Origin of the sequence: Bacteroides sp., assembly GCA_036351255.1 — a bacterium.
Classification (GTDB): Bacteria; Bacteroidota; Bacteroidia; order Bacteroidales; family UBA7960; genus UBA7960.
On the sequence record JAZBOS010000041.1, the window covers coordinates 1 to 13,596 of the forward strand.

Here is a 13,596-nt window from a genome sequence, read left to right on the forward strand (position 1 = left end):
AAATAAAACCAGGAAGTTCAATCTATCTGTGGCACCCCCACGGGGTGCGCGCTGGGCAGGGGTAATGGCTGGGCTATCGCTGTGGCACCTCTCCGAGGTGCAAGTCTGGATGGGAAATGAATGCATGGCTTTCCTATGAACTCCTTTAAATTAAACGGATTTCCACCCCGTCAGGGGTGGCATAGCGATAGAAAAACAGGTATCCCCCTCCCCTTCCCAGCCCGAAGGGCTGGCATTAAGTTACACGCCATGAATGCTGTGCCTGTTGGTTTCCAGCATTGCCAGAATCAATAGCCCTAGCCTTCAGGCCACGGAAGGAAGGGCGCAACAACCCATGGGGTTTTAACCCAAATTAATTCGGTTGGTGCTAAAGCCTCTTATGGTGATTAACCTTTGGTTTACCCGGCATAAATGCCGGGGCTATTGATTTTTCGGGGCTGCAAGGAATCAATCGCAAGGATAGCTCGCGAAGCCGCCGGTTTTTTTCAAGCAGCCGGAGGAAGCCCCTGACCACACGTTTGTAATTTTGAATGGCGCTTTGACTGGATCTTTGAACGATCATCTTCCGCTCAAATTCATTGATCAGATCGTCGTTTTTTATCGCCCCAAGTATAAATAAATATTCGTATATGAAAAAAAAATAAAACCAAAACGAAACCTAATGTGCATACAATTAATGAGTTATTGCAATTAATGAGGATTTTTTATGTAAATAACCGAACGTTATTAATCGGGTATTTACGAAAGTATTATATTTATTGCGTTAATTGCACGTTGTGTGCTATTATAACATTACAACTGTGTATATCAATTAAAATTCTTATTGAAATTATTATGAGAAAAAAAATCATAAAAATATCATGTATTATTTTAGGTGGGATATTCGCAATAATTATCCTTGGATTTGCAATCTATGTATATAAGTTTTACCCCCGAACAGCAGATTCTTATGAAATTAATGTAACCAATCCAAAAGAAAAGGTACTGATCGCCACTCAAAGTACAGCATTTAAAAACATACTCGTAAAAGATCTATGTGATTCTCTCAAGTCCAAATCTGTTTATGTTAAAGTAATTGATGTGGATGAGCTTTCCGAAACAGACAGTGATAATTGGGATAGAATATTAATTATTAATTCTTTTATTATTCGATTAAATAAAAAAATTAATAATTTCTTAAAAAATGATTCTACAAATAAAATTTTATTGGTTGTAACAGCCGGTGGTGGAGACTGGCTACCTAAACCGGAAATAAAAGTAGATGCTTTAACCTCGGTTTCCAGAATAGAATATTCAGAGAGTTATTCAAAGTTAATTAATGACTGGCTGGACCATGATCTAAACAAAGAATGGATCCCTTCTGATTATTTGCTCAATCTTAAATTCAATCCCCGGGTTGATGTCAAAGAAGCTTGCGCTATTATTGAACAAAATCAAAATTATTACAAACAGCTTTATCCTAATTTAGAAACTCTAATAACCCAAATAGCATATCATTACTTACGTCTTGATGCGTCCAGTCTGGCAACTGAGATTTTAGAATTGAACATTCGTCTATTTCCTGAGAGTTGGAAGGTATATCATCGCTACGGCGAAATGCTGGCAGAAACAGGAAAGATTGATAAAGCAATTATGAACTACAAAAAAGCGCTTATGTTAAATCCTGACAGTAAGTCAACAAAAGAAATGCTGGAAAAACTGCAAGAGATATAAAAGCATACAACAATGTATATGCTAAATAGGCTAGGAGCCAATAAAAAAGGGTTACAGCACGCAAGAGGTCCATCGCAAACTGAACGAGAATTTCGCCGAAGCCGCCTACTTTTCATATACGAAAAAGTTAGCATGCATTATTCAGAAAGACCATTCAGTAGATTGAAGGAACAGTATTAACCAGGTTTATCATTTTTAAGCCGGTACAATGAACGATGCAGAATGTAAAGGATATCCCAAAACCCTGAACCTATGAAAACCCTGAGCTTTTCACGTCCCAAGGAAGCTGTTTACAGTGAAACACAGTACCAGATCCTGGTAAACGGTGTGCAACTTGCCAGCCTGAAGCAGGGAGAATCAGCAGAGGTCCGGGTAGATGTGAACCAGGCGGAGATACAGGCCAGCACACGCTTTTATGGCAGCCGCAAGGCAATGGTTGAGCTTGGGGATGAAATGGAGATTCAATTTTCAAAAGCCCCTGGATTCCTTTACCGGTTTCACCCTTTGTTTGAATTGCCGCTCATCGCGGTTTGCATCTGGAACATTTATTACATTGACTTACCCTCCATCAGGAACTTCTTTATCGGAACCGGGGCCCTGTTAATGCTATTGTCGATTTTCCGGCTGGTGGTGAAACGCAACGACTGGATCAGGATGAGTATCCAAAAAAGGAGCAATCCTGAAAAGGGCTGAATTCAATAAGCTTTTGCCCAGCTATTCCTTAGCATTTAATTTGCTTGCCTGCGGGTTTCCCAAAAGGGAGATGCAAGGAAGGTTTACCCCTTCAGGTGTTTCATGGCCTCCCTGCGGCTGAGGGGAGCCAGCTCATGGCCGTTTACAAACTGAATGACGGCCTCGGCATTGGTGCGGGCATACTGTCGCAGGGCCCAGCCAATGGCTTTCTGGATGAAGAACTCCTTGCTGCCCAGGTGGGGCCTGATGTATTTGAACAATAGTTCCTGGTCGGTGTCGCGCTTATAGTTAAGCTGAAACAGGATGCTGGTGCGGATGAGCCACATATTTTCGCTGCGGTTCCAGGGGGCGGTGACCGGCTCAGTGAGCCCGGGATAGCGCCTGAAGTAATGCCCCACGGTACCTCCTGCCAGGGCATCCACAGTATCCCACCACGAATGGGTGAGGATCATCTTCTCAAACAACTTCCAGGTGTCGGGGGTCCATTGTTTTTTCATTTTTCCCACCAGGGAGATGGCAAAATAATGATACTCACGCTGGGGCTGCAGCATCAGCTCATCGACAATGACCTCCAGTTCCCTGAACTCCGGCAGGCCATACTGGGCAAAGAAAGCCCTGTTGATGCGGGTACGGTCAGGCGTCTTGATGCCTAAAAACGGAAACTGGTTCTTCATATACTTCTTCATCCAGAAGGCATTTTCCAGGTTGGCGTGCTGGGCATAGGCCTGGGCGAGGGGTTGGATGTAAGAATGCATTTAAGGTTAAGGTTGAGGTTAAGGTTAAGATTGAGGTTGAGGTTAAGGTTAAGGTTGAGGTTTTTTCAGTTTAGGGATTTCAATCAATTCCTGGGGTAACTTCAGACCAATATTCTGGAATTCTGGTCATGAAAAATGAAACTTGTTTATCAAAGTTAAAAATTTCTTTATTTTCGCCAATGTTTCACAGGGAATTATGACGAAGAAAGAACGCTTTGCCTTTGTGCTAGAATATTTTGCCACGCATCAGCCGGTGGCGGAGACGGAACTGGTGTACCAGAACCCTTATCATTTGCTTGTGGCGGTGATTCTTTCAGCACAGTGCACTGACAAGCGGGTAAATATGATTACCCCGCCGTTTTTCGAGCGTTTTCCTGTTCCGGAATTGCTTGCCCTGGCGCAGCCCGAGGAGGTGTTTGCCCTGGTCAGGAGTTGCTCCTACCCCAATGCCAAGTCAAAGAACCTGATCGGGATGGCGCAGAAGCTTGTCAATGAATTCGGGGGCATCGTACCAAGTGATGTGAAGGAGTTGATGAAACTGCCCGGGGTGGGGCGCAAGACCGCCAATGTAATCGCTTCTGTGGTTTACGATAAGCCCGCCCTGGCGGTGGACACCCACGTGTTCAGGGTCTCGGCAAGGATAGGCTTGACCACCAATGCCAAAACGCCCCTGGAGACTGAGCGGCAACTGATGCGCTATATCCCCACCCATCAGGTGGCCATTGCCCATCACTGGCTGATCCTGCACGGGCGATATGTTTGCCAGGCCCGCCGTCCCAAATGCGAGGAATGCCCGCTGACGGAGGCGTGTAAGTATTATCAGGGAAGGGTTAGGGGTTAGGGTTTAAGGTTTAAGGTTTAAGGTTCAAGGTTCAAGGTTCAAGGTTTAAGGTTGATTTTGATTTTAGATTAATGATTGATGATTTTTGATTTGCTAACCATTGAACCGGAAACCTGAAACCAACAACCTCCCTCCAACCCCCTCCAAAGGGGGAGTTCGTGCCTGCAGATTCCCTGGTTATCATTGAACTTTAAACCTTAAACCTTGAACTTTTTAACCCGGAATCTGTTTCTTAAGCAGAAAACCAATAAAAAACCAAACGATATGACGCATCTGAAACCCGGCGATAAAGCGCCTGATTTTAAAGGAAAAGACAGCCAGGGCAATACCCTTTCGCTGGCTGATTTCAAGGGAAGCAAACTGGTGTTGTATTTCTATCCCAAGGATAACACCCCGGGCTGCACGGCCCAGGCCTGCAACCTGCGCGACAACTATGATGTGCTGATGAAGCAGGGCTATAAGGTGGTTGGCGTAAGTGCCGACAATGAAAAGTCGCACGTGAAGTTCATTGAGAAATTCGAGCTGCCCTTCCCGCTGATCGCTGATACCGAGAAAGAGATACTCCAGGCCTACGGCGTTTGGGGACCCAAAAAATTCATGGGACGCACCTATGACGGCATTCACCGCACCACCTTTATCATTGACGAAAAAGGGGTGATCAGCGAGGTGATTGAAAAAGTCGATACCAAGAACCACGCGGCCCAGTTTTTAGCTTAAGCCATTCTAACAGCTAACAGGAATAAAAGGTTGCCAAACAAGCAACCTTTTGTTTTTTTGACTTATTTTTGCGTCTATGTATGAAAAAATCGGATATTTCAAGCGGCGTGAAGTCCTGAAGCACTCCAATTTTCTGGACCTGACTCCCCTGCCCCAACATCAGCACGAGCTGGAAGAAGAAGGAACGGTCAGGGTGCTCATTCCGCGTTTTCGTGGGAAGCTATCCGGAAAACTCTTGCAGCCCAGGTTAAAGAGCCCCTACATCAAGCTCTCGCTCGATGAGCTGGGGTCAGCCGTCTGGCTTGCCTGCGACGGGCAGAAAAATGTCAGGACCATTTGCCATGAGATGCGTGAAAAATTGGGTGAAAAAATTGAACCCGCCGAGGACAGGATCACCCGTTTCCTTTCCCAGCTATACAACCAGGACCTTTTGATCTTTCGTGAAATCATTAAATAATTATAACATGAGCAGAGTACTAGACAACCTTGAACCAAAAGCACTGTGGGCTATCTTTGAAGATATCTGCAGCATTCCCCACCCCTCGAAGAAGGAGGCCAAAATCATTGAATTCGCCAAGAACTTTGGTGAGAAACTGGGGCTTGAGACTATTGTGGATCACGTGGGCAATGTGATCATCCGCAAGCCTGCCACCCCCGGGATGGAAGACCGCCAGGGCATCATTCTTCAGGGACACCTCGACATGGTGCCCCAGAAGAACAACGACACCGTTCACGACTTTGAAAAAGATCCTATCCAGCCTGTAATTGACGGCGAATGGGTGAAGGCCAAAGGCACCCCCCTGGGTGCTGACAACGGGATTGGCGCAGCCGCAGCCATGGCCGTACTGCAAGCCAATAACCTGGAGCACGGCCCACTGGAAGTATTGCTGACCATTGACGAAGAAACCGGAATGACCGGTGCCAATGAGTTAAAGCCCGGGCTGCTGCAGGGCGACATCCTGATCAACCTTGACTCGGAAGATGAAGGCGAATTATACATCGGCTGTGCCGGTGGCATTGACACCTTTGCCACCTTCAAATACAAGGAAAAGGCCGTTGACGAAGACCACGTGGCTTATAAAGTTGAAGTGAAGGGGCTGAAAGGCGGCCACTCTGGCCTGGATATCAACCTGGGTCGTGGCAACGCCAACAAGATCCTGAACCGCCTGATGTGGACTGCCTTCCGCGATATGGACATGGAACTGGCCTCTATTGACGGGGGCAGCCTCCGCAATGCCATTCCCCGTGAAGCCACTGCCATCGTAACCGTTCCCGAAAAGAAAGCCGCTGCTTTTGAAAAACTGGTGGCTGAGCTTGACGGTATCGTGAAGAAGGAACTGGGTGATGTAGATCCCGGCTTCAGCATGAAGGCTGGAAAAACTGAAATGCCTGCTTTCATCATCAACCGCAAGACCACCAAAAACCTGCTGAATGCCATTTATGCCTGCCCCAACGGCGCCCTGCGTATGGTCAGCGATATGCCCGAGATTGTTGAGACCAGCACCAACCTGGCCATCATCAAGTCGAAGGACGGCAAGATCGAGGTAGCATCCCTGCAGCGCAGCTCAGTGGATTCGGCCAAGGAAGACCTGGCCAATATGATGCGCACCGTTTTCAAAATGGCTGGCGCCAAGGTGAAGCAATCGGGTTCTTATCCCGGCTGGAAACCCAATGTTAAATCGCCCATCCTGCAGGCCATGAAAGACGTTTACCAGAACAAGTGGGGCAAGATTCCCGCTCAGAAGGTGATCCACGCTGGCCTGGAGTGCGGCATCCTCGGTGGTCATTATCCGGGACTGGATATGATCTCCTTCGGGCCAACCATTCGCAATCCCCACTCACCCGATGAGAAAGTGAACATTAAAACCGTAGGGCTCTTCTATGAATACCTGGTAGAGACCCTGAAACATGCGCCTAAAAAATAAGGAAGCATTTTATTCTGTATTAGAAGGCTGCCCCGAATCGTTGGGGCAGTCTTTTTTTTGGCTGGCTGCTGAAGTCCTGAAAGATTTTTTCCACTTCTACCCCTGCGCAGACTCAAAATCCGTGGTTTCGTATGCACTTCATTTTCAAGGCTTTCTCCTTATAAGGCAATCCCATTCCCATAGTTAATACGGAGTTAATACGGAGTTTGTACGGTTTAAACCGTACAAACTCCGTATTAACTATGATCATGGTAGGTTCGGGGAAACATCCTGGCAGGGTGTTTTTAATGATCTCATAAGGGAAAGAAAGCAAATCAGTCCTAATCACAAATTGGTTAAAACTGTTTGGATCTTAAGGGAAAATATAAAAAGCCTCCTGCTTATTGGGTGTGCATGAAGAAGCTTTCCCCTTTCTGGAAAAAAGACAGTCAGGGCTTTATGCTTGAGCATTTGAATTTTGCGTAATTTTGGCCTGAAGAGAACATGATAACCAACTTCCCGGCTTAGCTTTTTTTGTTGTGAATTTTTTTCTGAAAAAGCTTTTGGCAGAAAAAATAATTTATCTATCTTTGCAGTCCTGAAAATGAAGCGGGGAAGAAACCGTTTCAAAAGATAGCGAAAAAAGCCAGGGTTCAGGTTAAAGATAACGTACTGAAAAATATTTGGAATAATGAAACGGACATTTCAGCCCTCAGTAAGAAAAAGAAAGAACAAGCACGGTTTCAGAAGCCGCATGGCCACGAAAAATGGTCGCCGGGTACTGGCTGCCCGTCGTGCCAAAGGCCGCAACAAGCTTTCCGTGTCTGACGAAAAGACTCATAAGTAGGTTTTGGTTAAAAATTAGGTTTATTATTGAAGATAACTCGCCTCCCGGCGGGTTATCTTTTTTTTATGCCTGCAGGACATTTTAAGTAAAAGAATCATAATTTTACCTCCTGAGCAAATTCTCATCCTATGGTCGTCGATATTGGTTTTGTCCTGGCTGGCCTGGTAATGTTGTATTTTGGTGCCGGATTTCTGGTCAGGGGGGCTTCCTCACTGGCTGTCAGGATGGGCATCTCAGCGCTGGTGGTTGGCTTAACCGTGGTGGCATACGGAACTAGTATGCCCGAGTTGCTGGTAAGCAGTATGGCTACGCTGAAAGGCCAGGGGGGCATTTCCATTGGGAATGTTCTGGGATCGAATATCTTCAACATCGGGGCAATCCTTGGGCTCTCCGCCATGATATTCCCCCTCAGGGTGCATCTGCAGGTGCTGAAGTTTGATACGCCCCTGATGCTGGCCACTGCCCTGGTATTTATCGTCTTTTTTCTCGATCAGCGCATTGGGAGATGGGAGGCCCTGTTCCTGCTGGCAGGAGCCATAAGTTATACCGCCTTTAATGTTGTCAAGTCGCGAAAGGAAGAAAAGAAAGCTGCAGAAAATATTTTTGAAGAAGACATCCCTGAGAAGTTATCGTCACTAAAATGGGATCTGTTCTATATCTTCCTGGGTGTTGCTGTCCTGGCCGGGGGATCTTCGCTGCTCGTCAATGGAGCTACAGGCCTTGCCAGGGCGCTGGGTGCCAGTGAGGCCCTCATCGGGCTGACCATCGTTGCAGCCGGCACGAGTCTTCCTGAGTTGGCCACCTCACTGGTGGCTGCCCTGAAGAAGCACAGCGACATTGCCGTTGGCAATGTGGTTGGGTCGAACATATTCAACATCCTGGCCATTCTTGGGGTGGCAGGCCTGATCCGGCCCATCGAAACCACAGGGATCAGTAATATTGACCTTGGGGTAATGATAGGGTTCTCCCTGGTCCTTATTCCGTTGATGCGGTCCGGGGCAAAGATTTCACGTATTGAAGGCTTTTTTCTGTTCGCTGCTTTTTTGGCCTATATGGGTTACCTGATCATCTAAAATAAACTGGTTATGAAAAAAATATTCATTCTTGGCTTTCTTTTCCTGCTCATTAGCCTTCATCCCATCAAGGCCTGCACGGTGGCTGTGGTTTCAGGCAAGGCGACCCCCGACGGTAGGCCCCTGCTTTGGAAACACCGTGATGCAGATGACCTTGACAATAAGGTTATTTACCTTGGAACCGGGAAATACAAAGCCATGGCCCTGGTCAATTCTCAGGATACCCTGCCGGAGCATATCTGGGTGGGGTTTAATGAGGCAGGCTTTGCCATCATGAACTCGGCTTCCTACAACCTCAAGGGAGATGACACCACCGCCCTGGCCGACCTGGAAGGCGTGCTGATGAAGGAGGCCCTGCTCACCTGTGCTACGGTGGCTGATTTTGAGCAGTTTCTTCAGGACAAGGGGAAACCCCTGGGCGTTGAAGCCAATTTCGGGGTGATCGATGCCCTGGGCGGAGCGGCCTTTTTTGAAACAGATAACTATACGTGGACAAAGATCGATGTGAATGATCAGCGGGTGGCGCCTCACGGTTATGTTGTCCGGACGAACTATTCCTTTACGGGAGATCCTCATGATGGGGCAGGTTATATCCGGTTTGAGTTCGCCGAGAAAATGTTTTACCGGGCTTCGGCAACGAACAACCTGACGGTACCCTATATGGTAGAGCATTTTTGCATCGCGGCAGAAAACCCTCTCAGCCGTCAGAGCGCCCGGGAAGGCTTGCAATACCCCGAAGATGAGGATCATTTCTTTTATTTCCAGGACTGCACCAACCGTTTTTACTCTTCGGCATCGGTCATCGTGCAGGGCGTCAGGCAAGAAGAATCACCCCTGCTCACCACGATGTGGTCCATGGTAGGTTTCCCCCTGGCCTCAGTGGTCATCCCGGTATGGATCACGCCCAAGGGGACGCTCCCGCAAATGATCACCGCCGCTGGCAGCCAGCATGCGCCGGTATGTGACAAGGCTCTGGAACTGAAAAAGCAATTGGTGCCTTCCACCAGGGGCTCGACAAAATACTACCTGAACGCCACCCGGGCTTACAATGCTGACGGCACAGGAATCACCCAGCGCCTGATCCCAGAGAACCAGGCGATCATTAAAAGAACGAACGAACACCTTGAACAATGGCGGACTACCCTGCCCACACAGAAGGAAGTGGACGAGGTGTATCGCTGGATTGACCTGCAAGTGAAAAACATTTACCAATCCCATTTTGGAATTTAACCCCAAAAATGATAATGATGAGGAAAATCAAATGGATCCTGATCCTGCTGTTAATGTTACAGGCCTGCAAATCTTCGCAGGAACCTGTTATTGAAACCCCTGTTTTCGTTGAAGGGGAAAAGCACTTTGTAATCATGCACCCCACGGTGAATAACCTCAGGACTTTCCTGTTCCTGAAGGGAGAAGGAATCTTTCCCCTTCCGGAAGAATTCAGGGTGGTTGGGGTATACCACGAAAGTGGCAGTTATGATTACCAGCAGAGCGCTGAATTCCTGCGTGAGCAGGGTATTGAGAATATTGCCCTAATGGGCATTTCACCTATACTCAATCCCGGGAATCTTTATTCGGAGAATGCATGCACGCCTGCTTTCCGGGAAGTCTTTGAGGAATCAGAAGGCATCATCTTTTTTGGCGGGCCGGATATTCCCCCGGCAGCTTACGGGGAGCCAATGGATCTGCTTACCGTGGTTACCGATCCCAACCGGCATTTCCTGGAGATTTCCATGCTTTTCCATTTGCTGGGCGGCTCGCAGAATGAAGGTTTTACGCCTTTCCTCGAAGAGAAACCCGGGTATGGCATCCTTGGTATTTGCCTGGGGATGCAGAGTATGAACGTGGCCACAGGAGGCACGATGGTCCAGGACATTCCCACAGAGATTTATGGGCTGCAGGCCATTGAGGACATCCTTGAAACCGATCATCAGATGCGGCACAGGAATTACCAGACCAATTACAGCCTCGACCATACGGTTTCCTATTACGAACCCCACCAGGTCGATATCGTTTCGGGACACCTGGCCGAAATCAACAAGGACGAGCCTCAACTTCCCTATGTGTTGAGTTCGCACCATCAGGCAGCCGATAAGATTGGAAAGGGATTGAAGGTAACCGCCTGGTCGATGGACGGAAAAATCGTGGAAGCCCTTGAACATGAGAAATATCCCCATGTACTGGGGGTTCAGTTTCATCCCGAAATGCCTTACATCTACCAGAGGGAAAACAAAATAACCATGGTTCCCTATGAACCGGGTGACCAAAGTTATCTTGAACTTTATCCGGGTGAGCTTGGCGAAAACTTTCACTACAAATTCTGGAAACATATTGCCGGTTGGTATTTTCCTGAAAAGGAATGACTCCGGCAAAAGCAGGCAAACCATAAGTCCTGATCTGCTAAATTTCGTAACTTTGACCGCTAGTTTTCAACACGGCTGAAAAAACCTGCGGGTTTTCAGTCCCTACTGCTGCATCATGCTGAAATTCATTGGCACCATTGTAATCATATACCTGATTTTCAGGGTACTCACTACTTATGTATTTCCCTGGCTCTTAAAGAGGTATATTGAACGGGCGAAAAAAAAGTTCTATGCGGATAATCCCCAGTACGAGGAAAAGAAGAAAAAGAAGGCTGGAGAGATGACCATAAGCTACAAGGAGGATCAGGACCAGCCCGACACCAATAAGCTTGGAGAATACACTGATTTTGAAGACATCAAAGAGGAATAAACCCTAAGGAATGCTGAAACTATGGAAAGCAAAAAAAACAGGTTTCCGAGTATTAAGGAACTTCTACCATACCTGATTGCCATTGCCCTTTTTGCGTTGCTGACAATCATATACGTCAGCCCCATCCTGGAAGGCAAGCGGTTGCTCCAGTCCGATATTGTCAACTACAAGGGCATGGCCAAGGAAATTGAAGATTATCGTGAGGAGACGGGCAAAGAAGCCTTATGGACGAATTCGATGTTCGGAGGGATGCCTGCTTACCAGATATCGGTTAAATGGGCTTACAATGTGTCAGGATTATTCCACAAGATCCTTACCCTTGGACTCCCCCGCCCTGCCGATATGATATTCCTTTATTTCATCGGGTTTTTCATTTTTCTGTTATTGCTAAGGGTCAACCCCTGGGTGGCCCTGTTAGGGGCGATAGGTTTTGCCTTATCGTCCTATCATTTCATCATCCTGGAAGCGGGGCATAACTCCAAGGCAGTGGCCATAGCCTATATGGCCCCGGTGATGGCTTCCATCATATACACCTTCAGGGGGAAACGCTTGGTGGGAGGCTTGTTGTTTGCCATCTTTATGGGGCTGCAACTCTATGCCAACCATTTTCAAATCACCTATTACCTGGCATGGATCGTAGTATTTTATGGGCTTTTTGAGTTTTACCAGCACTTGCGCGAAGGGCAACTGCTGCGTTTTTCCAAAGGCCTGCTGGTGCTTCTGGCCGGATTGGTGATTGCCGCCGGACTTAACATTGGAAACTTCTGGGCTACTTTTGTCTATTCTTCAGAGACCATGCGGGGAGGTTCAGAATTAACCATTGGTGACCGCGAGCCAACAAGCGGCCTGTCAAAAGACTATATCACCAACTGGAGCTATGGTATCGGGGAAACCTTCTCGCTGCTCATTCCCAATGCCAAGGGAGGTGCCACAGGCGCCCTGGGTGAGATTCCCAAAGCGATGCAAGCGGTGGACCCCCAGTTTCGTGAATTTGTCAGCCAGCAGAATCATTACTGGGGCGATCAGCCCTTCACCTCCGGTCCTGTTTATGTTGGCGCCATCGTGTTGTTCTTCTTTATCCTGGGAGTGTTCTTTGTAAAAGGCCCGCTGAAGTGGGGGCTGTTGCTGGCCACCATCCTCTCCATTATGCTGGCCTGGGGGAAGAACTTCATGCCCCTGACGGACTTCTTCATTGATTTTATTCCCGGGTATGATAAGTTCAGGGCAGTCTCGATGACCCTGGTGATTGCCGAGTTTACCATCCCCGCCCTGGCTTTCCTTGGGCTCCATCAGTTGTATCAGAAACCTGAGTTGCTTAAGATAAAGAGTAAGGAGTTTATCACCGCCCTGGGCTTAACCGCTGGCATTGCCTTCCTTTTCTACATAGCGCCTACGGTATTTTTCAAGTTTACCAGCCAAATGGAATCGGAATACTTCGCCAGTCAGATTGCCCAAAATCAACAGGCCTCGGCACAAATCAACCTCTTCCTGGCCCAGCTGGAAGATGCACGCATAGCAGTTTTCCGCTCTGATGCCATTCGCAGTGCACTCTTTATAGTAATTGCCGCCGGGGTCACCCTCCTATTCTCCCTGAAAAAAATAAAAGGGACTGTTTTTGTGCTTTTGATAGCCGGTCTTATTGTATTGGACATGTGGCCGGTTAATAAGCGTTATCTGAACGACAGCAATTTCCAGGCCCGCAGGCTTGTTGAAACCCCTTATCAGCCCACCCAAGCCAATCTGCAGATCTTGCAGGATCCCGACCCCCACTTCAGGGTACTGAACCGAGCGACAAACACCTTCAATGAAACGTCCACTTCCTGGTTCCATAAATCGCTTGGCGGGTACCACGGTGCAAAGCTTCAGCGCTACCAGGACCTGATAGAATTCTACATAGAGCCAGGCAATATGGCCGTGCTGAACATGCTGAACACCAAATACGTGATCGTTCCCGGTGAAAACCGTCAGCCAGTGGCGCGCTTAAACCCCGGTGCCCTTGGGAATGCGTGGTTTGTTCAGGATACGAAAACCGTTCAGACTGCTGATGAAGAGATTTTGGCCCTGGATGCATTTGAACCAGGGACTACCGCCATTGTCCATAAGGATTTTGCCGGACTACTGGAGGGGCAAACTTTGGTGCCTGATTCTCTTGCAAGCATTTCCCTTATTGAATACCAGCCCAATTACCTGAAATATCAATACCAAACAGGAACAGACCAATTGGCTGTTTTTTCAGAGATCTATTATCCCGAAGGATGGGTGGTCAGGATCAATGGAGAGAAAGCGCCCCCCCTGCGGGTTAATTATCTATTGCGGGGGC

Annotated in this window: 13 protein-coding genes; 12 read left to right on the forward strand and 1 reads right to left on the reverse strand. The window is 47.7% G+C overall.

Annotated elements, in window-relative coordinates; genetic code table 11:
- Positions 1 to 834 precede the first annotated feature (834 nt).
- Together V2I46_03620 and V2I46_03625 are read left to right on the forward strand one after the other, a co-directional pair.
- The gene (locus V2I46_03620; GenBank protein ID MEE4176578.1) at positions 835 to 1,713 is read left to right on the forward strand and encodes a hypothetical protein; all 879 of its coding nucleotides are present in this window, start codon (positions 835 to 837) and stop codon (positions 1,711 to 1,713) included.
- Positions 1,714 to 1,965: 252 nt separating this feature from the next.
- Positions 1,966 to 2,406 (forward strand): hypothetical protein, encoded by a 441-nt coding sequence (locus V2I46_03625; protein ID MEE4176579.1) that lies wholly within the window; start codon positions 1,966 to 1,968, stop codon positions 2,404 to 2,406.
- Between the two features lie 83 nt (positions 2,407 to 2,489).
- Here the strand turns inward: V2I46_03625 and V2I46_03630 are convergent, their stop codons facing one another.
- Complete coding sequence (locus V2I46_03630) at positions 2,490 to 3,161, reverse strand: DNA alkylation repair protein (GenBank protein ID MEE4176580.1); 672 nt, start codon at positions 3,159 to 3,161, stop codon at positions 2,490 to 2,492.
- A 196-nt stretch (positions 3,162 to 3,357) separates the two neighbouring features.
- On the opposite strand from V2I46_03630, the gene nth reads away from it, so the two are divergent.
- From nth to V2I46_03680, 10 genes are all read left to right on the forward strand, one after another.
- Positions 3,358 to 4,002, forward strand: coding sequence for an endonuclease III (nth, locus tag V2I46_03635; protein MEE4176581.1), 645 nt, complete (start codon positions 3,358 to 3,360; stop codon positions 4,000 to 4,002).
- A 273-nt stretch (positions 4,003 to 4,275) separates the two neighbouring features.
- Complete coding sequence (bcp, locus tag V2I46_03640) at positions 4,276 to 4,719, forward strand: thioredoxin-dependent thiol peroxidase (protein MEE4176582.1); 444 nt, start codon at positions 4,276 to 4,278, stop codon at positions 4,717 to 4,719.
- Positions 4,720 to 4,795: 76 nt separating this feature from the next.
- A complete protein-coding gene (locus tag V2I46_03645; GenBank protein ID MEE4176583.1) occupies positions 4,796 to 5,176 on the forward strand; it encodes a PqqD family protein in 381 nt (126 codons plus the stop codon).
- A 7-nt stretch (positions 5,177 to 5,183) separates the two neighbouring features.
- The gene (locus V2I46_03650; protein MEE4176584.1) at positions 5,184 to 6,644 is read left to right on the forward strand and encodes an aminoacyl-histidine dipeptidase; all 1,461 of its coding nucleotides are present in this window, start codon (positions 5,184 to 5,186) and stop codon (positions 6,642 to 6,644) included.
- 670 nt (positions 6,645 to 7,314) lie between these two features.
- Positions 7,315 to 7,470 (forward strand): 50S ribosomal protein L34, encoded by a 156-nt coding sequence (gene rpmH, locus V2I46_03655; protein ID MEE4176585.1) that lies wholly within the window; start codon positions 7,315 to 7,317, stop codon positions 7,468 to 7,470.
- 128 nt (positions 7,471 to 7,598) lie between these two features.
- Positions 7,599 to 8,543 (forward strand): calcium/sodium antiporter, encoded by a 945-nt coding sequence (locus V2I46_03660; GenBank protein MEE4176586.1) that lies wholly within the window; start codon positions 7,599 to 7,601, stop codon positions 8,541 to 8,543.
- A gap of 12 nt (positions 8,544 to 8,555) precedes the next feature.
- The gene (locus tag V2I46_03665) at positions 8,556 to 9,773 is read left to right on the forward strand and encodes a hypothetical protein (protein ID MEE4176587.1); all 1,218 of its coding nucleotides are present in this window, start codon (positions 8,556 to 8,558) and stop codon (positions 9,771 to 9,773) included.
- A gap of 17 nt (positions 9,774 to 9,790) precedes the next feature.
- Positions 9,791 to 10,906: a gamma-glutamyl-gamma-aminobutyrate hydrolase family protein gene (locus tag V2I46_03670; GenBank protein MEE4176588.1), complete on the forward strand. Its 1,116-nt coding sequence runs from the start codon at positions 9,791 to 9,793 to the stop codon at positions 10,904 to 10,906.
- A 115-nt stretch (positions 10,907 to 11,021) separates the two neighbouring features.
- Positions 11,022 to 11,276, forward strand: coding sequence for a hypothetical protein (locus V2I46_03675; GenBank protein ID MEE4176589.1), 255 nt, complete (start codon positions 11,022 to 11,024; stop codon positions 11,274 to 11,276).
- 21 nt (positions 11,277 to 11,297) lie between these two features.
- The coding region (locus V2I46_03680) for a hypothetical protein (GenBank protein MEE4176590.1) at positions 11,298 to 13,596 on the forward strand (2,299 nt) is incomplete at its 3' end.

What these genes read in the sequence shown, in the direction of transcription:
- V2I46_03625 (MEE4176579.1), top strand. Translation starts at nt 1,966, where the DNA reads ATGAAAACCCTGAGCTTTTCACGTCCCAAGGAAGCTGTTTACAGTGAA.
- V2I46_03675 (MEE4176589.1), top strand. Translation starts at nt 11,022, where the DNA reads ATGCTGAAATTCATTGGCACCATTGTAATCATATACCTGATTTTCAGG.
- V2I46_03665 (MEE4176587.1), top strand. Translation starts at nt 8,556, where the DNA reads ATGAAAAAAATATTCATTCTTGGCTTTCTTTTCCTGCTCATTAGCCTT.
- V2I46_03660 (MEE4176586.1), top strand. Translation starts at nt 7,599, where the DNA reads ATGGTCGTCGATATTGGTTTTGTCCTGGCTGGCCTGGTAATGTTGTAT.
- rpmH (MEE4176585.1), top strand. Translation starts at nt 7,315, where the DNA reads ATGAAACGGACATTTCAGCCCTCAGTAAGAAAAAGAAAGAACAAGCAC.
- V2I46_03670 (MEE4176588.1), top strand. Translation starts at nt 9,791, where the DNA reads ATGAGGAAAATCAAATGGATCCTGATCCTGCTGTTAATGTTACAGGCC.
- nth (MEE4176581.1), top strand. Translation starts at nt 3,358, where the DNA reads ATGACGAAGAAAGAACGCTTTGCCTTTGTGCTAGAATATTTTGCCACG.
- V2I46_03620 (MEE4176578.1), top strand. Translation starts at nt 835, where the DNA reads ATGAGAAAAAAAATCATAAAAATATCATGTATTATTTTAGGTGGGATA.
- V2I46_03650 (MEE4176584.1), top strand. Translation starts at nt 5,184, where the DNA reads ATGAGCAGAGTACTAGACAACCTTGAACCAAAAGCACTGTGGGCTATC.
- V2I46_03630 (MEE4176580.1), bottom strand. Translation starts at nt 3,161, where the DNA reads ATGCATTCTTACATCCAACCCCTCGCCCAGGCCTATGCCCAGCACGCC.
- V2I46_03645 (MEE4176583.1), top strand. Translation starts at nt 4,796, where the DNA reads ATGTATGAAAAAATCGGATATTTCAAGCGGCGTGAAGTCCTGAAGCAC.